15 protein-coding genes are annotated in these 20619 nt (G+C 64.6%); 4 read left to right on the top strand and 11 right to left on the bottom strand.

Translation table 11 applies throughout. The features are described 5' to 3' along the window. Positions 1 to 54: 54 nt before the first annotated feature. Complete coding sequence (locus O3300_RS04875; protein ID WP_305052238.1) at positions 55 to 2319, top strand: outer membrane beta-barrel family protein; 2265 nt, start codon at positions 55 to 57, stop codon at positions 2317 to 2319. On the opposite strand, the gene O3300_RS04870 is transcribed toward O3300_RS04875, so the two are convergent. Together O3300_RS04870 and O3300_RS04865 are read right to left on the bottom strand one after the other, a co-directional pair. Next, on the bottom strand, positions 2316 to 3359 hold the full coding sequence (locus O3300_RS04870) for an SMI1/KNR4 family protein (protein ID WP_305052237.1): 1044 nt from the start codon (positions 3357 to 3359) through the stop codon (positions 2316 to 2318). The two genes, O3300_RS04875 and O3300_RS04870, sit on opposite strands and share 4 nt — an antisense overlap. Further along, positions 3359 to 4333, bottom strand: a complete 975-nt coding sequence (locus O3300_RS04865) for a thymidylate synthase (RefSeq protein ID WP_305052236.1) — start codon at positions 4331 to 4333, stop codon at positions 3359 to 3361. The genes O3300_RS04870 and O3300_RS04865 overlap by 1 nt, the downstream gene beginning before the upstream one ends. Before the next feature lie 157 nt (positions 4334 to 4490). On the opposite strand from O3300_RS04865, the gene O3300_RS04860 reads away from it, so the two are divergent. Beyond that, the gene (locus O3300_RS04860; RefSeq protein ID WP_305052235.1) at positions 4491 to 7241 is read left to right on the top strand and encodes an EAL domain-containing protein; all 2751 of its coding nucleotides are present in this window, start codon (positions 4491 to 4493) and stop codon (positions 7239 to 7241) included. 198 nt (positions 7242 to 7439) lie between these two features. Continuing rightward, entirely contained in the window at positions 7440 to 8882 is a 1443-nt protein-coding gene (locus tag O3300_RS04855) for an OmpP1/FadL family transporter (protein WP_305052234.1), read from the top strand. Between the two features lie 82 nt (positions 8883 to 8964). Here O3300_RS04855 and O3300_RS04850 read toward each other — a convergent pair whose 3' ends face one another. From O3300_RS04850 to wrbA, 9 genes are read right to left on the bottom strand one after another with little or no spacing between them, the layout of a single operon-like run. Further along, entirely contained in the window at positions 8965 to 10056 is a 1092-nt protein-coding gene (locus O3300_RS04850) for a low specificity L-threonine aldolase (protein ID WP_305052233.1), read from the bottom strand. A 10-nt stretch (positions 10057 to 10066) separates the two neighbouring features. Then, entirely contained in the window at positions 10067 to 10741 is a 675-nt protein-coding gene (gene leuE, locus O3300_RS04845) for a leucine efflux protein LeuE (RefSeq protein ID WP_099667626.1), read from the bottom strand. Between the two features lie 12 nt (positions 10742 to 10753). Next, complete coding sequence (locus O3300_RS04840; RefSeq protein ID WP_305052232.1) at positions 10754 to 12607, bottom strand: ABC transporter transmembrane domain-containing protein; 1854 nt, start codon at positions 12605 to 12607, stop codon at positions 10754 to 10756. 34 nt (positions 12608 to 12641) lie between these two features. Next, on the bottom strand, positions 12642 to 13718 hold the full coding sequence (locus O3300_RS04835) for a carotenoid 1,2-hydratase (RefSeq protein WP_305052231.1): 1077 nt from the start codon (positions 13716 to 13718) through the stop codon (positions 12642 to 12644). After that, positions 13718 to 16309, bottom strand: coding sequence for an FtsX-like permease family protein (locus tag O3300_RS04830; protein WP_305052230.1), 2592 nt, complete (start codon positions 16307 to 16309; stop codon positions 13718 to 13720). Before O3300_RS04830 ends, O3300_RS04835 begins: the two co-directional genes overlap by 1 nt. After that, positions 16297 to 16725, bottom strand: a complete 429-nt coding sequence (locus tag O3300_RS04825) for a DUF4124 domain-containing protein (RefSeq protein WP_305052229.1) — start codon at positions 16723 to 16725, stop codon at positions 16297 to 16299. Before O3300_RS04825 ends, O3300_RS04830 begins: the two co-directional genes overlap by 13 nt. Beyond that, positions 16722 to 18137 carry an FAD-binding oxidoreductase gene (locus O3300_RS04820; RefSeq protein ID WP_305052228.1) on the bottom strand — a complete coding sequence of 472 codons (1416 nt, stop codon included), beginning with the start codon at positions 18135 to 18137 and terminating at the stop codon, positions 16722 to 16724. Before O3300_RS04820 ends, O3300_RS04825 begins: the two co-directional genes overlap by 4 nt. A gap of 11 nt (positions 18138 to 18148) precedes the next feature. After that, entirely contained in the window at positions 18149 to 18559 is a 411-nt protein-coding gene (locus tag O3300_RS04815; protein WP_099667632.1) for a DUF2069 domain-containing protein, read from the bottom strand. Continuing rightward, the gene (gene wrbA, locus O3300_RS04810) at positions 18559 to 19167 is read right to left on the bottom strand and encodes an NAD(P)H:quinone oxidoreductase (protein WP_305053131.1); all 609 of its coding nucleotides are present in this window, start codon (positions 19165 to 19167) and stop codon (positions 18559 to 18561) included. Before wrbA ends, O3300_RS04815 begins: the two co-directional genes overlap by 1 nt. 67 nt (positions 19168 to 19234) lie before the next feature. Between wrbA and O3300_RS04805 the strand changes: the two genes are divergently transcribed. Further along, positions 19235 to 20611, top strand: a complete 1377-nt coding sequence (locus O3300_RS04805) for a YihY family inner membrane protein (protein WP_305052227.1) — start codon at positions 19235 to 19237, stop codon at positions 20609 to 20611. The last annotated feature ends 8 nt before the right edge of the window (positions 20612 to 20619 follow it).

Below are 20619 nucleotides of genomic sequence, written 5' to 3'. Positions count from 1 at the left end.
CTCACGCTGCGGCGTAGTGCCTCATCCGTAGCGTCTCGATTATTTTTTAAGCCAATGCATAAAATCCTCTTTCACTGTCTGGCGGGCGGCAGCCTGCTCGTGTCCGGCGCCGCTGTCCAGGCGCAAACCGTCACCGGCGATACCGTCGTCAAGCCCGCACCGGCCAAGGCGCCCGCCGTCGATGCTCCCGCTACCGTCAGCGTGACGGCCGAACGCCCCACGGGCCGCATCGACCGGCAAGTCTACGACGTCAAGTCCGACGTGGGCAGCACCAACGGCACGGCGGCCGATGCCTTGAACAATGTGCCTTCGGTGGCCGTCGACCCCGACGGTTCCGTGTCCTTGCGCGGCAGCAGCAATGTGCAGATATTGATCGATGGCAAACCGTCGGCCATGCTGCAGGGCGACTCGCGCGGCGCTACGTTGAACGCCATGGCGGCCGACGATATCGAATCCGTGGAAGTGATCAACAATCCCGGCGCCCAGTTCGGCAACGAAGCCGGTGGCGGCCCGATCCTGAACCTGGTGATGCGGCGCAACCGCAAGCCGGGCGGCTTTGCCACCGTCAACGCGAATGCGGGCATCGCCGGGCGCTACAACAGCTCCGTCTCCGGCACCTACAATGAAGGGCCATGGGGCTACCAGGGCGGCATCAACGTGCGCCATGACGGCCGCAATTCCGTGGGCGAAGTCAGCCGTGAACGCCTGGACCGCGGCACGGGCGCCTTTGCCCCCAGCAGCCAGAGCTCCACGAACAATGGCTTGAACGATTCGCTGGGCTTGCACGGCACCGTCAATTACAACCTGAATGCGAACGACACCCTGGCCGCCAGCGTGTCGTACAACGGGCGCAGCAACGACCAGCGCTCGCTGGACCGTTACATCAACGGCGACAGCACGGGCAGCACCATCGGCGACTATGTGCGCAGCACCGTGCGCAACGGCGACAGCCGCAACTACAGCTGGGGCGGGCGCTATGACCACAAGGGCGAGTTGCCCGGCGAAACCCTGAAAATCGACTTGCGCGTGTCGTCGTCGACCAACGAGAGCGACAGCGATTACGCGAATGCCTATGCGATCGCGCCCGTCAACGCGTTTGACAGCCGCGCGCGCCAGCATAGCGAGACGGGCAACCGCATCGTCGACTTCAGCGGCGACTACGAGCGTCCGCTGGCGGGCGGCACGGCCAAGCTGGGCTACAAGGTGGCCGACAACAAGAGCAGTTTCGACACTTTATATACGGACATCAATCCGGCCAGCCTGGCCGAGACCGTCAATCCCATGCGCAGCAACCGTTTCGAGCTCGACGAGCGCACCATCGCGCTGTACGGCTCTTACCAGATGCGCCTGAGCGAACGCTGGGGCGCGCTGGCCGGCTTGCGCGCCGAATACACGGACTTGAACGTGCGCCAGATCACCAGTGGCGTTGAGGCTGGCAACAATTACGTCAACTATATTCCCAGCCTGTTCGCCACCTATAAAGTCAGCGACGAGAGCAATTTGCGCTTCAGCTACGCGCACCGCATCCGCCGCCCGAATGCGGGCGATCTGAACCCCTACGTGGTCTACCGCGACGAGTTCAATGTGTCGGCCGGCAACCCCAAGCTGAAACCCACGCAGACGGATTCCTTCGAAATCGGCTATGAAACGAAGATCGCGGGCCTGGAAAGCAGCTTGCGCGCCTACCACCGGCGCGACACGGACGCCATCGTCGATTACCGCTATTTTATTAGCGACAATGTGCTGCTGACCACGCGGGAAAACGGCGAAGGCAGCCATTCGAGCGGCCTGGAATTCAGCGTCAGCGGCAAGCTGACGCCGTCCCTGACCCTGAACACGAGCGGCAACCTGGCGCGCAGCCAGCAGACGAGTTCCGACGACCTGGGCAACCGCAGCACGCGCACGGCCAACGCACTGAGCGGCCGCGCGCGCCTCAATTACCAGATCAATGCGGATAACCAGCTGCAACTTGCCCTGCAAATGCAGGGCAAGATGCTGTCGGGACAGGGCTACCGCTCGCCGAACAACACGCTGAACCTCAGTTTACGCCACACGGTGACACCGCAATTGAGCCTGGTCATGAATGTGACCGATGTGTTCAGCAGCAACAAGATGGAAACCGTCATCAACAGCGCCTCGCTGCGCGAAACGAGCACGCGCCGTTTTGACGGCCGCATGATTTATGTGGGCTTGTCGTACCGCCTGGGCGGCGCCACGTCGGCGGCCAAGGAGGGCGAACGGGAGCCGCGCTTCGGTCCGCCGGGCGGACGGGGGCCAGGCGGCCCCGGTCCCGGCGGACCGGGCGGCGAAGCAGGCTAGGCCGCCCACGCGATTTCGCGCAGGAAGTCGATGAAATCGTCCATATGGAGCTCGAAGCGCCATTCGCCTGCGCCATGTCTGGCGCGGTACACGGGCAAGTCGCCGTCGATGCTTCTTTCTTCCAGGTGTACGCAGTACGGGTCGCCGCCCGCATCGGCAATCACCACGAGCTTCGACTGCCAGCTCGCGATGTTGTGATGATGCACGGCATGGACGGCGTAGCCGTGCTGGGCCTCCACCAGCTCCGCCGCGCCGTACAGATGCAGGCCCTGCGGGAAGCGCTTGCCGTCGACATGCACGCGCAGCGGCGAATAGAATTGCAGGAAATGGCGGTAGATTTCCGGCAAGACCCATTGCGCGTCGATCTCGGCCATGTCCTTGGCGCTGGCCATGGTCAGCCAGTTCGACGGTTGCGCCAGGTCTTGCTCGCGCTGGCGCCGCAGCGCCAGTTTCCGCTCCAGGAAGGCGGCTGCTACTTGCAGGCGCGACCGCGGCTTGGCCAGCGTCTCATGCTTGGCGGGCGCCTTGTAGCCTGCACCGTCAGGGTAGCCGTCCGCTTGCCAGTCCAACACGGCGCTTAGTCGCAGCTGCTCTGCCTTCCAGTGGCCGGGATCGGACGGCAAGTCCTGGTCAAACGGCTGGCGGCTGAACACGGCCAGGCTCTTGATCGCCTTGGCGCGCACTTCCAGCCTGGTGGCGCCGGACGCTGCCAGCGCCACCAGGGGCGCATACGCGTCCACGCCTATACTTTTCAGCAAGCCATCGACGCCCCAGTACGCCAGTGCGGGCTGCTCCAGTGCCCAGGCGAAAAAGGCCGCATGTTGACTGCCTTCCACCAGATGCACGATATCCGTCATCAAAAAGGTGCGCCAGTGCAGCAGTTGTCCATCGCGCGCATACGCCGTCAGGATGTCGAGCACGGCCAGCCTGTCGTCCGCGGCATGCTTTTTCAGCAGCCGCTCTTTCAGCCTGGCGAACTTGCTGCCATCCGTTTCGTCAAACAGCTTGCGGTGCAGGGCTGCCAGCGGTGTGACCGCCATCAGACGGCCATCGCCGCCTTGATGGGCGCATGGTGTTCATAGCCTTCCAGCGAGAAATCCGACGGTTCGATCTTTTCCAGCCATTCCGGCTCGTACTTGCCCGTTTTCGCGTAGTCGGGCACGCGCTCGGAAATGACGAAACGGGGCGCCGGGAACGGCGTGCGCTTCAATTGTTCTTCCACCATGTCGAGGTGGTTTTCATAGATGTGCGCGTCGCCGATGAAGTAGGTGAACCAGCGCGGCGTGTAGCCCGTCAGGCGCGCCACCAGGTGCAGCAGGGCGGCGCCTTCGGCGATGTTGAACGGCGTGCCCAGGCCGATATCGTTGCTGCGTACATATAAACACAGCGAGATTTCGCGCGTGCTGGCGTTCGGGATGAACTGGTACAGCAAATGGCAGGCGGGCAGGGCGACGGCGTCCAGCACGGCCGGGTTCCAGCCGTGGAACAGGATGCGGCGGCTGCCCGGGTTGCTCATGATGGTGTCCAGGCATTCGCGCAACTGGTCGACGGCCTTGTACAGCAGCACTTTTTGCACGCCGTTCTCGACGATGGGGGCGATCAAGGTAAAGCCGTTGGCTTGCGCATCGGCGATCTGTGCGGGCTGGTCGGCGTCGAGCAGCTTATATGCGGGCCATTGGCGCCATTGCACGCCGTACACGGGGCCCAGGTCATCCTCGCCTTCGCGGTAGGGGTTGGCCAGCCATTGCGCGTTTTCATTGGCGTTCTGGTCCCAGACCTTGCAGCCCAGGGCGCGGAACTCGGCCGCGTTGCGCGAGGCGCGCAGGAAGGCGCACAATTCGCCGATCACGGATTTGAAAGCCAGTTTCTTGGTTGTCACGGCAGGGAAGTTGCCGTTGGCCAAGTCGAAACGCATCATGGCGCCCGGCACGCTCAGGGTGCGGATGCCCGTGCGGTTGTCTTGCCAGCTGCCCGTTTCGAGCACGGTCTTGATCAAATCTTGATATTGCTGCATGTATTTCTCCAACGGTAAGGATGGTGATTGTAACGCAGGCGCGACAGGCGGGCCGCGGCCCACGCACATAATTACGCTGCCGTCTTACCTGCAAACATGACTCTGTGGTAATTTGTGTGTCCTTGAAGAAATACATAGAAACGGCAGATGCTGCACCATGTTCTTGCGACAATTTGTAAATAATAATAACGCCGCCGTGGTGGAGATGAGCAGGGCCGATTTTCTCAAGGCTAACCTGCGCCTGATCCTCGCCTGGCCCTTGCTGGGCCTGATCCTGTGCGCGGTATTGTGGACGGCCACCTTGCTGCAGCTGGAAGCGGAAAAGAAGGTGGCGCAGCAGCAGGCGCTCGACAGCGTGTCTTCCTTGTCGAAAGCATATGGCCAGTACCTGCTGCGCACCCTGGAGCAGATGGACCAGCTGACCTTGCAGCTCAAGTATGAATGGGAAAACTCGCGCGGCCAGCTGCGCCTCGATCAATTGAAGACGCAGGGCATGTATGCCTTGCCGCAATTTGCCATCGTCGCCATCCTCGACCGCAAGGGCCATCCCGTGACGGCCACGGCGCCGCTGCAGCGGCTGCGCGTCAACGAGCGCAGCGATTTCCTGTTGCGCCACTGGCGCAGCAATTCCAGCGCGCTGCGCATCGCGCTGGGGAGGGCCAGCGAGGCGGCCCCGTCAGCGCCGGGCGCCGGCGAAAGCCTCGTGCATTTCACGCGCCGGCTGGAAGACGAGGATGGCAACTTCGACGGCGTGCTGCTCATTTCCATCCATTCCAGCTATTTTTCCGAATTCTATAACAGTGTTAATTTTGGCAAGTTCGGCATGTCGGCCATGGTGGGCGAAGAGGGCGAGCTGTTCAGTACGCGCCTGGGCTCGCGCGTGCTGCCGACCCAGAGCGGCCAGGGCACGCCGTTTCTCGACACCAGCTTCCTGGAAACGGAGAGCGGCGCCCTGCATTCGGGCGGCAGGATAGCTTTTTCCGACAAGCAAAATCGTTATGTGGGCTGGCAGGCGCTGAAAGCCTATCCGTTTACGGCCGTGGTCGGACTGTCGGACGGCGAAATGCTGCATCCCTACGAGGAAACGCGCACGATTTATCTCGGCATCGCCCTGGCCGTCACCGTGCTGCTGCTGGCCTTTGCCGCCGTCGCCACCGTGCTGTCGCTACGCCTGGCGTGGCGCCACCACCAGTCCGAAGGCGTGCGCAACGCCTACCGCATGGCCACCGAAGGCACGAGCGACGGCTTTTATATCATCGCCGCCCTGCGCGGCGCGGATGGTAGCATCCTCGACTTCGAGATCGTCGATTGCAACGAGCCGGGCGCCGGCTACTTTGGCGTGCGCCGCGAACAGTTGCTGGGCATGCGCCTGCAGTCGCGCGCCCACGAGCCGTATTTCCGCGACTTGATCCATAATTACCGGGCCGCCATGGTCTCCGGCTTTTCCGAGGAAGAGATCGAGTTGCCAGAAGGCAACCCCTTCAAGCTGCGCTGGATACGCCGGCGCCTGGTGCGCAGCGGCGACCGCCTGGCCGTCACCCTGCAAGACATCAGCACGGCCAAGGAGCACGAGCGCGACTTGCGCCGCCTGGCCAATGAAGACGGCTTGACGGGCTTGCCCAACCGCTACTGGCTGCAGCAATTCCTGCCCGGCGCCCTGGGCCGCGCCGCCATCGCGCGGCACATGCTGGCGCTGCTGTTCATCGACCTGGACGGCTTCAAGGATATCAACGACACGCAGGGCCACGCGGAGGGCGACAAGGTGCTGCGCGCCGCCTCCTTGCGCCTGAAGGCCGTGCTGCGCCCGGGCGACCACGTGGTGCGCCTGGGCGGCGACGAATTCGTCGTCGTGCTCGACCCGGTGGAGGACGACAGCCGCGCCGAGCAGGTGGCGCAGCGCATCGCCATCGCCTTCGACGAACCGTTTTACCTGGGCAGCGAACGCCACAAGATGGGCGCCTCGATCGGCATCAGCCTGTATCCGCGCGATGGCGCTGAGACGGAAGTGCTGCTGAAGAACGCCGATATCGCCATGTATGCCGTCAAAGTGGCGGGCAAGGGCCATCACCGCTTTTTCCAGCCGGAATTGTTCGAAACCATCCGCAACCGCCGCGAACTGGAGCAAAGCCTGGTGGCGGCGCTGGAGCAGGATCAGTTCCTCGTCGTCTACCAGCCGAGGGTCGACGCCATGAGCGGGCAGCTGTGCAGCATGGAGGCGCTGGTGCGCTGGCACCATCCGCAGCACGGCATGGTGCCGCCGCTGGAATTCATTCCCGTGGCCGAGAGCAGCGGCCTGATTTCCCAGCTGGGCGAAGTCGTCATCGAAAAGGTGTGCCTGCAGATGGCGCGCTGGCAAGCCAGCGGACTGGAACTGGTACCAGTCTCCATCAACGTCTCGGCGCGCCAGTTTGGCCGCGGCGACGTGCACCAGGTACTGGCGTCCGCGCTGACGCGCCACCGCATCGATGCGCGCCTGATCGAGGTGGAAATCACGGAATCGGCCATGATGGATGAACAGAACCGCGCCGTGGAGCAGTTGTCCGCCATCCGCGCGCTGGGCGTGCGCCTGCTGGTCGACGATTTCGGCACCGGCTATTCCTCGCTGTCGCAGCTGCAGAAGTTCGCCATGGATGGCTTGAAGATCGACCGCGCCTTCACCATGGAGCTGGGCCGCTCGGAGCAGGGCGAAGTGTTCGTGCGCGCCATCCTGTCGATGGCGCATGCGCTGGGCATGAGCGTGGTGGCCGAAGGGGTGGAGACGCGCGAGCAGCTCGACATCCTGCGCACCCTGCAATGCAATGAGGTGCAGGGCTATTTCATCTCGCGCCCCGTGCCGGCGGAACAGATGCTGTCGCTGATGCATCAGCGCTTTCTGATACCGCTTCCAGCCCCTGCATTGGCACTGTAGAAGGTCGTATGCGCAAGAAAAACAACGCCGTTTCATAAAAAGAGCGAACGTTCGCTTTTTTCTAAAAAATATTATATGCTTCGCTCATGCCGTCAGTGAATTGGAGTTCACGGCGGCAAGAAAAGTGCAAGACGGGGCAGCTGGATATGCCCGCGATAGTGTGCCGAAGACAATTTCATATAATAAAGAGAGACCAACTTGAAACATAAATATCTGCCCCTCCTGATCGTTGCCGCATTCGCCGGCATTTCCTCCACCGCACAAGCATCGGGCTACCGTTTTGGCTCGCAAAGCGTTTCCGCCCAGGGCACGGCCGATGCCAGTGGCGCCGAAGCGGCCGACGCATCGACCATTTTCTACAACCCGGCCGGCCTGTCGCGCCTGGAAGGCACGCAATTCGTTGGCGGCGGTACTTTGGTGGTACCGCATTCGACCTACACGGATGCGGGTTCGAAGCCTTTCTTCCCTGGTAATCGCACGCCGTACGCGGCCACCAAGGACTATGCGCCGGACGCCGTATTCGCGCCTGCGCTGTACGCCAGCAAGAAAATCAATGACCAGTGGACCGTCGGTGCCGGCCTGTTCGTGCCGTATGGCGCCAAGCTCGACTACGGCAATGACTGGTATGGCCGCTACGCGATCACCAATATCAAGCTCGAAGCCATCGCCCTGAATCCTTCCGTGTCGTTCAAGCTGGACCAGCACCACTCGTTCGGTTTCGGCATCACGGCTGAATACATGAAGGCGGAACTGGGCCAGGGCGTGGACGTGCCGGGTTCGGTTGCCTTCCTGGGCAAGTTCGCGCCTAGCGCATCGCAGGCATTCCTGGCCAATATCGCCAAGACCCAGGGCCTGGCCGCCGCGCAAGCTGCGGGCGCGGCGTTGCAGGGCCAAATCAAGGATGGCCATGCGTCGATGGATGGTCATGACTGGGGCTTTGGCTTCAATCTCGGCTATCTGTACCAGCTGAACGAAGGCACGCGCTTCGGTATCGCCTACCGCTCGTCGATTTCGCACAAGCTCAAAGGCAGCACCATCTGGGATTTCTCGCAAGTGACGAGCAATCCTGCCGTGAACGGCTTCATCGCCAAGGCCTCGAACAAGGTCAATTCCGAGGCGCTGGTGGAACTGCGCACGCCGGAAACCCTGTCGATCAATGCCTTCCACCAGATAGATGATCGTTGGGCCTTGATGGGCGACGTCACCTGGACCCGCACTTCGCGCCTGCAGAACCTGGACATCCAGTTCCCGCCGACGGCCGAAGGCGCCGAGCGCATCCGCCAGAACTGGAAAGATACCTATCGCGTCTCGCTGGGCACCAACTACAAGTACAGCGAAAACCTGCTGTTGCGCGCCGGTATCGCCCACGACCAGGCGCCAGTACGCAGTGCCGAACTGCGCCACCCGGCCTTGCCGGACAGCGACCGCATGCAGTACTCGATCGGCGCGAACTGGAAGCTGAACGCCAATTCCTCGATCGACCTGGCGTACAGCTATATCGACTTCAAGGACGCCAGTGTCAACTACACGAATGACTGCTCGCCTGTCAAAACTGGCTGCACCGGCAACGGTGAAACCACCAAGGGCCTGTTCAAGACCCGCATGCAGTTGATCGGTCTCGCTTATAACTACAAGTTCTAAGCAGGTAGTGGCGGCCAACCCAGCTGCCATGAAAGAAAAAAAGCGCCTTCGGGCGCTTTTTTTTTGGTGTCACGATTGTCAATTAATCCCTGGCGCGCATGGCCTGGTCCAGCAGGGTCAAGGCCAGCCGCACGCTGTCGTCGGGCAGTTCCAGCAACTGGTCTCCCACATACCATTCCACCACGCTGTGCCCGGGGAGGGCTGCGTGGCTGGCGCGGCTGAACAGCCAGATGCCGTGGTCGGCGGCCACCTGGTTGCGGATGGCGATGGCCCGTTCGCGCGAGACGGGCAAGTGCAGGTGCAGCATGTTCGCTTGCGGACTGGCGGGATTGACGGCAATGGCCGGGAAGTCGCGCAGCAGCGCGTACAGCCACTGCGTGCGCGCAAAATACCGCGGCATGGCGGCGAGGCGCGCGTCGAACTGCATGGCGGCGGCCACCACGTAGGGCGTGCGGTGCACGATATTGCCGCCCTGGCGGCGGAACCACTCGCGCGCCCGTTCGACGAACGAGCGGCTGCCGGCCAGCATGGCGCCGCCGAGGCCGCCGATGCCCTTGTACAGCGACACGTAGACGGAGTCAAAACCTGCGCAGATGGCGGGCAGGGACTGGCCAAAACCCGCTTGCGCCTCCCACAGGCGCGCGCCATCCATGTGCAGGTGAATATTGTGCTCGCGGCAGTGCTGCTTGATCTGGCTCAAGTCTTCCCAGGAAGGGCACTGGCCGCCGATTTCGCGCATCGGCAGTTCCAGCTGCGCGGCGCCCAGATGATCGGGCACGGCGCGCAAGTCGTCCACCGTCCAAGGGCGGTGCGGGTCGCCGATCATCAAACCCTTGAAATGATCGAGCAATTCATGGTTGCCCCGCTCGTGGCGCAGGATGTGCGAGGTGGGATGCAGCGCCACCAGGCGCGAGCCCCGGTCCTGGCACGCCAGGCGCAGGGCCGTGACCTGCGTCATGGTGCCCGTGATGCAGAACACGGCCGCTTCGAAACCGAGCAGGCTGGCGATCTTGTTCTCGAACTGTTCGATCAGCGCGCCTTCGCCGTAGGTATCGTGCGCAACATCGTTGGCGTCGCACCAGGCGGCCATGGCGGCGAAGGTGGCGCTTGGGGCGGGCTGGCGGTGACCGGGCAGGACGGTATGGCAGCGCTGGCGCAGTTCGAGTTCGGTCACGGTGGTTTCCTTACAGGGTGGCCGTGGCCAGTTTCGCGCCGAAGCCGATGAACATGGCGCCCACGCCGCCGCCCATGCCGGCCGACAGGCGGCGACGGCGGCGGAAGGTCTCGGCCAGGCGCGCGCCGACAAAAATGATGGCCGTCAGGTAGGTAAAGCTGATCACCTGGCAGATCAGGCCCAGGCCGATGAAGGACAGTACGGGATTCGGGAAGGCCGGGTCGACGAACTGGATGAAGAAGGAAATGAAGAACAAAATGGCCTTCGGGTTCATCAGGCTGATGATCAGGGCCTTGCGGAACGGGTCGCTTTCCTTGACGGGGGCAGGGACGGCCGCCGCTTCGCCTTCGGCCGGTGCCGGCGCGCGCAGCTTGCGCCAGCAGCCGATCAGCATCTGCAGGCCGATCCAGCCCAGGTAGGCGGCGCCGATGTATTTCACCACGTAGAACAGGGCCGGGCTGGCTTTCAGCAGGGAGGCCACGCCGCAGGCCGACAGCACCATCAGTATCAGGTCGCCGGCGAAGATACCGAAGGCGCCCTGGTAGGCGGGACGCACGCCGCGCTGGGCGGCGACCGACAGCACATACATGGAATTGGGACCGGGCAGGATGACGATGAAGATGGTCCCCAATAAAAAGGTCCAGAAATCGGTGATGCCCAGGTTGGCGTGGAAAAGTGCGTTCATGGCTGTTTTTGCTTAGTTGATCTGTACGTTGTGAAATTGCAGTGCGGCAAGGTTCGCATAGATGCCTTTCATTGCGACCAGCGACGCATGCGTGCCTGTCTCGACGATCTTGCCGTCTTCCATGACGATGATGCGGTCGGCGCGCTGCACGGTGGCCAGACGGTGGGCGATGATGACCGTGGTGCGGCCTACCATGGCCGCTTCCAGCGCCTTTTGCACCAGGCGTTCCGATTCTGCGTCCAGCGCGCTGGTGGCTTCATCGAGCAGCAGCAGCGGCGGGTTTTTCAGCAGGGCGCGGGCGATGGCGATGCGCTGGCGCTGGCCGCCGGACAGGCGCACGCCCCGTTCGCCGAGGAAGGATTTGTAGCCGTTCGGCAGGCGCTCGATGAATTCGTGGGCGGCCGCCATCTTCGCCGCGGCGATCACTTCCTCGTCGCTGGCGCCGGCGCGGCCGTAGCGGATGTTTTCCATGGCGTCGGCCGAGAAAATCACGGTATCCTGCGGCACGATGCCGATGGCGTCGCGCAGGGTGTGCAGGTCCAGCTGCTTGATATCCACGCCATCGAGGCGGATGCTGCCGCTTTGCGGGTCATAGAAGCGCAGGAACAGCTGGAACAGGGTGGTCTTGCCGGCGCCGGAAGGGCCGACGACGGCCACCGTTTCGCCGGCGCGGATGTCGAGGCTGACGTGATCCAGCGCGTGGGTGTCCGGGCGCGACGGGTAGGAGAACATGACATTGTCCAATGTCAAGGCGGCGCCGGTGGCGGCGCGCGCGGGCAGCGGCAGCGGCGTGGCCGGCGATGCGATTTCCGATTTGACGGCCATCAATTCCAGCAGGCGCTCGGTGGCGCCGGCGGCGCGCTGCGCTTCGCCCATGACTTCGGACAGGGCGCCGATGGCGCCGGCCACGATGGAGGCGTACAGGATGAACTGGCCCAGGTCGCCGCCCGTCATCGAGCCTTCCAGCACGGCGCGCGCGCCCAGCCACAGCACGAAGACGATGGTGCCGAACACCAGCAGGATGGCGATCATGGTGAGCAGGGCGCGGGCGCGGATGCGGCGCATGGCCGTCATGAAGGCGCCTTCGACGGAGTCGCCGAAGCGTTTCGATTCGATTTTCTCGTGCGTGAACGCTTGCACGGTGGGCATGGCGTTGAGGATTTCGCCGGCCATGGCCGACGCGTCGGCGATGCGGTCCTGCGAGTCGCGCGACAGCTTGCGCACCTTGCGGCCAAACACGATGATGGGCACGACGACGAGTATCAAGAGGCCGATGATGATGCCCGCCAGCTTGGCGCTGGTGACGAACAGCATCACCAGGCCGCCCAGGAACAGCAGCACATTGCGCAGCGCCATGGAGATGCTGGTGCCGACGACGGCCTGTATCAGGGTCGTGTCGGTGGTGATGCGCGACAGGACTTCGCCCGTCTGCGTGGTTTCAAAGAATTCGGGGCTTTGCGTGACGACGTGGCGGTACACGGCGCTGCGGATGTCGGCCGTGACGCGCTCGCCCAGCCACGACACCGTGTAAAAACGCGCGGCCGTGGCCAGCGCCAGGATGGACGCCACGCCGAACAGGGCGAGGAAGACCAGGTCGACGTGCTGGATGCTCTTCGAGCCGGCCGCGCCGCCGAAACCGAGGTCGATCATCTGCTTGAAGGCGGCGGGAATGGCCAGGGTGGAGGCGGCGGCCACCACCAGCGCGATACCGGCCAGGAAGAACTGCTTGCGGTACGGCGTCAAAAAGGGCATCAAGCCCTTGAATGCGGCCAGGCTGCCTTTTTTCAGTTCGCGGCTGGTGCCGGTGTCGGGAGTCGGTGCGGTGCTTGCTGTACTGGTACTGCCTGTTTCTGTGCTGGTTGTCATTGTTTTTCGCTTTGATTTACATATTCGGTAGTGCTTACAACTTCATCGGCTGGACATAGCCCGTCATTTCCAGGTAGGCGCGGCCCACGGGCTGGCCGTCGCGCTCCACCGTCACGGCGCCTTCCCAGTACACGGCGCCCGTCGAGCGGCGCGAATCGAGTTCCTGGTCCGCTTGCAGCGGCTTGATCTGCCAGCGCGTCGCGCCCGTGCGGATCTCGGTGGCGACCGGGTATTCGGCCTGCGTGCGGGGCGAACGCCACAGCTGCGTGGGTGTGAAATCGACGTCGCCGGGCGCGAACTGCGTCATCTTACCGGACGCGTCGCGCCATGTCGCGTGCGCCCATAGTTTAGCACCTGTCTTGCTGCGGATATGGAAGGCCATCAGGGCGCCGCCGTCGTCGAGGTTGGCGCCTATCCAGTTCCAGCCGCTGGCGTCCGCATCGAGCACCTGGCTGGACCACTCGTGATCGAGCCAGGTGGCGCCCGTCACGGCTTCCGGCCTGCCGCCCGCGCGCGCGATGGTGCCCGTCGTGCGCAGCTGCGGCTTGCTGTAGTAGTAACTCGATTGCGCGGGCCGGGCGCCCTTGCGCGAGTAGCCGCCAACGCCTTGCAGCAGCACGGGCTGGGTGGGCGCGAGGGTCAGCTGCAGGTTGAATTCGCGCGCGGCCAGGCTGACCCGGTAGCTGCCATCCGCCTGCCGCTGCATGCGCCAGTCGTCGAGTTTGACGTCCGTGTCGCCCACCTTGGCGTAGGCCAGGCCGAAACCCTCGCGCGCGCTTTTCTCGTCGTGCAGCAGCTTGCCGACCTTGGGATCGGACAGGGCCGCATGGCCGATGATCAGCTGTTTCGGCGCAAACGCGCTGGGATTGTCCGTATCGGTGGCCGTGGCGCTGCGAAAGAAGGTCACCTGGTAGCCCAGCTGCTCGCCGCCGGCCGTTTTGACCCAGCCCGTGGCGTACCACCATTCCGTTTTATACGCGGGATGGGCGCCGAAGTCGTGCGGCAGGCGCAGGGTCTGGCCGGCCGGCAGCGGCGTGACGGGGGCAAAGGTGGGCGGCGCGGCCAGCGCAGGTAGCGCCAGCGCCAATGACAAGATGAAAACACGGCGCATTACCAGTCCTCCCTGACGGCGCGGATGGGGCCAGCGGACAAGGCTTGTCTGCCCGCGATCAGCGCCGTGGCGGCGGCCGCCGTCAGCAGGGCGCCGGCCACGGTGGCGATCAAGGGCCACGGCAGGTGCAGTTGCATGGTCCAGTGGAACGATTGCGGATTGACGATGAAGACGAGCACAAAGCTGATCAAGAGGCCCAGGATGAAACCGGTGGCGATGCCCAGCGCCGTCAGCGCGCCTCCTTCGAGCGCCAGGATGGACAAAATCTGCCCGCGCGTCACGCCCACGTGGCGCAGCATGCCGAATTCGCGGGCGCGCGCCAGCGTTTGCGCGGAAAACGTGGCGGCCACGCCGAACAGGCCGATGACGATGGCGATGGCTTCCAGCAGATAGGTGACGGCGAAGCTGCGGTCGAAAATCTGCAGGCTCAGGGCGCGGATGGCCGACGGATTCGACACTTCCAGGCTGGCGCCGAAGGGCAAGGCTTTCAGGCGCTGTTGCAGTTCGTCGCCCGTGATATCTTTGGCCAGCCACAGGGCGGCGTCGCTGACATCAAGGTCGCCCGTCAGCGCGCGGTAGTCGTCCAGCGGCATCTGGATGGCGCCGGAAGAGCGCGCATAGTCGCGCCAGATGCCGGCGATGAAGAACTTGTGCAAGCCGCCTGCCAGCGGCAGGGCTATCTGCTGGCCCGGTTTGACGTTGTACAGGTCGGCCGCCGCCTCCGACAGCCACACGGGCCGGCTACCTGCCGGCACGGGCAGGGTGTCACCCACCAGCACCATGCTCTTGCCCGGATCGGACAGCAGGATCGGGCGCGCCAGCAGCATCACATTCGGACGGTCGGGCGCCAGCGACAGCGAGCGCAGGCGCTGGAAATCCACCCTGGCCACTTCGGGCAGTGCGGTGATGCTGGCCTGTTCGCGTGGATTCAAGCCTGCCGTGCCGCCGCTGGCGGCCGTGCGCGCATACACGTCGGCCGGCAAGATCTGCAGCAGCCAGTCGTCGACGGAAACGCGGAAACTCGACACCATGATGGCCATCGCCACCATCAGGCTAAAACTCGACAGCACGCCGCCGAGGGCGATGCCCGCCTGGCCAGAGGCGTTCGCCAGGCGGGCCAGGGTCAGGCTGCGCACGGGCGCATGCTGGCTGGTCTCCGTGCGCAGCCAGGCGCGCTGCAGGAAACGGAAGACGACGGCGGCCAGTTGCGGCATCAGCGCGATGGCGCCGATCAGCAGCAGTGCGATGGACAGATAGCCGAACAGGGGCAGCTCGAACACGGGCGGCAGGAAGGTCAGGGCGCCGGCCAGCAGCAGGCAGACCAGCGCGGGCCAGGTTTTCGCCAGGCGCGTCGTCACGACTTCCTCGCTGCCCGATTTCAGGGCGATGGCGGGCGCCGCGCGCGCCGCTTCCAGCGCGGGCGCGGCGCAGCCCAGCAAGGCGACGCCGAGGCCGAGGATGAAGTAGACGAAGGCGGCGACGGGCGTGAAATGCACCTGCGGCTGCACGCCCGCGAAATAGCCGGCGCCCAGGTCGCCGCCGAAGAAGCGCAGGGCCACGGCCGCAATGGCGTAGCCTCCCGCGATGCCCAGGCCGGCGCCGACGATGCCGAGGCTGGCGCCTTCCAGCAGCACCTGGCGCAGCAGCCGGCCCCGTTCCATGCCCAGCACGCGCAGCAGCGCGAACTGGCCGCGGCGGCGGATGACGGACAGCGCCTGCGTGGAAAACACGAGGAAGGCCCCCGTAAACAGGGCGACGAGGGCCAGCACCGTCAGGTTGACCCGGTAGGCGCGGCTGAGATTATTGTTGCGGCTATTCTGGTTTTCGTCGTTGGGCTGGCCCACCTGGAAGCGCCCCGGATAGCGGGCTTCCAGCGCCCGCGCCAACTCGGCCTGGAAGGCGTCGCGGTTGACGCCCTGGCGCAGTTTCAGGTCGATGCGCGACAGCTTGCCCAGCTTGTTGAAGCGCCATTGCGCCGCGCCGATATCCATCACGGCGATGCGCTGGCCGGCGCGCGCGCGCTGCAGCGAACCGGCCACGCGCAGCGGCACCGTGCCCGTGCCCGATTGCAGCGCGACCTGGCCGCCTTGGGCGATAGCCAGCCAGCGCAGGGCGGCCGGCGATAAAAAGACGGCGTCGTCGGCCAGGGTATCGAAAGGCTGGCCTTCGGCCGGCGCGCCGATCAGGTCGGGCGAGATGAAGCCGGCGCGGAAGACGTCGAGCGCCAGGATGTGCAGCGGGCCGCCGTCCTTCTTGCCCGCCACCGTGGCCTGCAGTTCCAGCACGGGCGAAGCGACAGCCACGCCGTCGCGCTGCGCCAGCCATGGGTAGATGGCTTCATCGAACAGCGCTTCGCGCCCGGCCACCTGCACGTCGGCCTGGCCGGACAGGCTTTTGACGGCCGTGGAAAATTCATTGAAGGCGGCCGCGTTGATCAGGTGGATGGCAAAGCCCAGCGACACGCCGATGGCGATGGCCAGGATGGCGACGAGGGCGCGCACGGGATGCGCGCGCCATTCGCCCAGCAGCAGCCAGCGCGACAGCAGGCGCGTGCCCGCAGGATCGGCTGCCGGCGCACTCAATGCAGGCATTCGACGGCCAGGCGTTCGCCGGCGCGCCGTGCTTTCAATTGCGCCGCATCGCGGTTCTTGTCGCCCGCGCCGACGGCGTCCTGCGCCGCCCATTTCTGCTCCAGGCGCAGCTGCGCGCAGTGCTTCTCGTGGATTTCCTGCTGCCTGGCGCCCCGTTCGCGCGCCTGGTCTTCCAGCTGCTCCTGCTTCTTGCGCGCCGCTTCCATCTGGCTGGCCACCCGTTCCTGGCGCGTGGCCGCGCCCTTGTCGACGGCGGGCGGCGGCGCGGGGATTTCCAGGATTTGCAGCTGGCCGGCCGTGCAGGGCGTGGCGCTATAGCTGCTCTGGCCATCCTTCACGCACTTGTAGACGTCCTGCGCACTGGCGGAGCCGGCCAGCAAGGCCATGGCGCATAGCAGGAGGGGCGACGGCTTCACAATATCTTCCCCGGATTCATGATGTTCTGCGGGTCCAGCGCCTGCTTCACGGCGCGCATCAGCTGCAATTCCAGCGGCGACTTGTAGTGGGCGAGATCGGCCTTTTTCAGCGCGCCGATGCCGTGTTCGGCCGAAATCGAACCACCAAAAGCGTGGACCTGGTCGTGCACGATGCGGTTGATGGCATCCTGGTTGGCGAGGAAATCCTGGTCCGTCATGCCGGCTGGCGGCGCCACGTTGTAATGCAGGTTGCCGTCGCCCAGGTGGCCGAAGCACACGAGCTGGCAGCCGGGGAAGGCCGTTGCCAATGCGACGTCGGTAACGGCGATGAAATCGGCGATGCGGGAAATCGGCAGCGAGATGTCGTGCTTGATGTTCTTGCCCGCCTGCGCCTGCGCCAGCGGGATGTGTTCGCGCAGCTGCCACAGTCCCTCGGACTGCGCCACGGAACTGGCGACGACGGCGTCTTCGATCAATTCGTCTTCCAGGGCCGCACCGATGCTCGCTTCCAGCAATTCCACGGCGTGCGCCTCGGACTGGCTGCTGGACAATTCGAGCAGCACATACTGGCCGTGCGCGTCGGCGAATGGGCGCGGCAGCTGCGGGAACTGCTCCGCCACCAGCTGCAGACAGTACTGCGACATCAGCTCGAACCCCGTCAGGCTGGCGCCGCAATGGTCCTGCATCAGGCTTAATAAACGCAGGGCATGGGCGGGCGAGGGCATGGCGGCCAGCGCCGTGATGCAGGCTTTCGGCTGCGGGTACAACTTCATGACCGCGCCGGTGATAATTCCCAGGGTGCCTTCGGCGCCGATGTACAGGTCGCGCAGATCGTAGCCCGTATTGTCCTTGCGCAAGCCGCGCAAGCCGCTCCAGATCTCGCCCTGCGGCGTGACCACTTCCAGGCCCAGGCACAGTTCGCGCGTGTTGCCGTAGCGCAGCACGGCCGTGCCGCCCGCGTTGGTCGCCAGGTTGCCGCCGATGGTGCAACTGCCTTCGGCAGCCAGCGACAGGGGGAACAGGCAACCGGCGGCGCTGGCCGCTTCCTGGATGGTTTGCAGGATGCAGCCCGCGTCCACCGTGATGGTGCGGTTGACGGGATCGAGCGCGCGGATGCCGTTCAGGCGCGCCAGCGACAGCACGATGGCCGTGCCGGCGGCGTCCGGGATGCTGCCCAGGACCAGGCCCGTGTTGCCGCCTTGCGGCACGACGGGGACGCGCCATTGCGCGCAGGCGCGCAGGATTGCTGCCACTTGTTCCACTGTGGCGGGGCGCAGCACGGCCAGGGCCTTGCCCGTGAAACGGTCGCGCCAGTCGGTGAGGAAGGGCGCCGTGTCGGCGTCCAGGGTGAGGACGTAGGCGTCGCCCAGCAGGTCGCGGCAGGCGGCGAGGAAATCGGCTTGGTCAGTCATGGGCTTGTCGTTCATTTCTTGATGCTCACTTTAGTCACTTTTTCCAGCAATTCCCTGGCCATGCGCTTGGCCGCCTTTTTATATGGGCGCAGATACAGCACGGCGCAGGCAAAATAGATGCAGACGATGGCCGCCTCGCCCCAGGCCATCCGGGCCGAGACGGGGTTCGTGTCGCTGTAGCCGCGCACCACGCCTTCCGTGAAGTACAGCAGGATCACCATCGACGACCATTGCAGGGTGTACACGTCGCGCTTGATGACGCCGTACAGGGGTATGAGCAGGGGCGCCGCCTTCAGGACGACCCAGGAGCCGCCCGGCTGCAGCGGCGCGACGACGGTTTCCCACAGCACGCACCAGACGATCAGGGTGACGAGGCTGGCGATGGCGCCCCAGTGAAAATATTTGTGCAGTGCGCCGTGCATCACGCGCCCGCCAGTTTCGCGGCGTTTTCCGCCAGGCGCCGGCCCAAGGCGATGGCCAGGCGCTTTTCATCGTCGCTCAGGGCCTTGTCGCCGTCTATGCCCGACCAGTGCGTGGCGCCATACGGCGAGCCGCCCGTGGACGTCGTCATCAGTTCCGGATGCGTGTAGGGCAAGCCCATGACCAGCATGCCGTGGTGGAAGAGGGGGATCATCATCGACAGCAGGGTCGATTCCTGGCCGCCGTGCAGGCTGCCCGTGGACGTGAACACGCAGGCGGGCTTGCCGGACAGGCTGCCGGCCAGCCAGTCGCTGGCCGTGCCGTCCCAGAAGTACTTCATGGCAGCGGCCATGTTGCCGAAGCGCGTGGGCGAACCCAGGGCCAGGCCCGCGCACTCCTGCAAGTCTTCCAGTTCCACGTAGGGCGCGCCAGCGGGCGGCACTTCCGGCGCCGTCGCTTCGGTGACGGTGGATACGGCGGGCACGGTGCGCAGGCGGGCGTCGCAACCGGGCACGCTTTCCACTCCCTGGGCTATCAACTCGGCCAACTGGCGCGTGGCGCCATGGCGTGAATAAAACAATACGAGAATAATCAGATTGGTTGGCTTCATCATTGGTATTATAGGGCGCTTTACAGCCTGATACGACTGCTGTCATGGCGCCGTTCTGATTTTGCACATGTTTTCAAAATATATATTCCCGTTCTTCCAATACCTGTGGCGCGCCCTGAGCATCGGGCTGGCCGTCGTGCGCGGCCTGACCTGGTCCGAAACGCGCGACCTGCTGCAGTTCGCGCGCCGCCGCGTGCGCGAGGAAAGCCTGCCGCAGGTGGCCGGCAGCCTGACGTTCGCCACCGTGTTTGCGCTGGTGCCGCTGCTGACCCTGGCCCTGGCGATCTTCACCACTTTCCCGCTATTCAATACCTTCCGCCATGCGCTGGAAGATTATTTCGTGCAAAGCGTGATGCCCAAGGGCATATCGAACACCATCCTCGATTATCTGACCACGTTCGCCTCGAAGGCCACGCGCCTGTCTGCCATCGGCGCGGGCGCCCTGATCGTCACGTCGGTGGGCATGATGGGTTTGATCGAGCGCGTCTTCAACCGCATCTGGCGCGTGCGCCAGGAACGCCGCTGGACCAAGCGCTTGCTTGTCTACTGGGCCATCGTCACCCTGGGGCCGCTGCTGGTGGGCGTGTCGCTGACGGTGACCTCGCGCCTCTTCATGGCCACCAGCGGCGTGGTGGGCGCCGTGCCTTTCCTGGGCGCCGTGTTTTATACCCTGGTGTCGATCGGCCTGACCATGCTGGCGTTTACCCTGCTGTACATTGCCGTGCCGAACCGCGACGTGGATTGGCGCGACGCGGCCTGGGGCGGCTTGCTGGCGGCGCTGGCGTTCGAGGTGGCCAAGCGGGGTTTTGGCGAATTCATCCAGGAATTTCCCACCTATTCGCGCATCTACGGCGCACTGGCCGCCTTGCCGCTGTTCCTCGTGTGGATTTACCTGAGCTGGATGATCACCCTCGTGGGCGCCTTGCTGGTCGCCGCCTTGCCCGTCGTGAAATACGAACGCTGGTGGTATGAGGCGGCGCCGGGCAGCGAATTCGTCGACGCCGTCGCCATCTTGAAAGTGCTGCACCAGGCTTGCCACTGCGGCGATTCGGCCCTGGTGGGCGCCGCCGAGATCCGCCGCAGCACGCGCCTGGGCTTCGAAGAGATGGAAACCCTGCTCGACAAGATGGTGCAGCAGGGCTGGGTGGGAAGAGTCAACGTGGAGGGCGCCGTGCGGGTGCAGTGGGGCAAGCGCGTGGCCGACAGTTCCGACCACTGGGTCTTGCTGGGCAATGTCAACCGCATCAGCCTGGCCGACGTCTACCGCTTGTTCGTCTTCGGCGGCATGCGCGTGAACTCCGGCTATCCGGCCGGCTCCACCAATGAACGCGATATCCAGGCGGCCGAAGAAGCGGCCGCCCTGGCGGCGCAGGTGGAAAACGCCGTGGAGCAGGGACTGGGCCTGACTTTGGCGCAGCATTTCGGCACCGTCAAATGCAACTGAGCGGTCTT

It is taken from the genome of Janthinobacterium sp. SUN206 (assembly GCF_030587305.1).
GTDB classification, from domain to species: Bacteria; Pseudomonadota; Gammaproteobacteria; order Burkholderiales; family Burkholderiaceae_D; genus Janthinobacterium; species Janthinobacterium kumbetense.
This window is presented reverse-complemented; position numbering and strand designations above follow the sequence as displayed.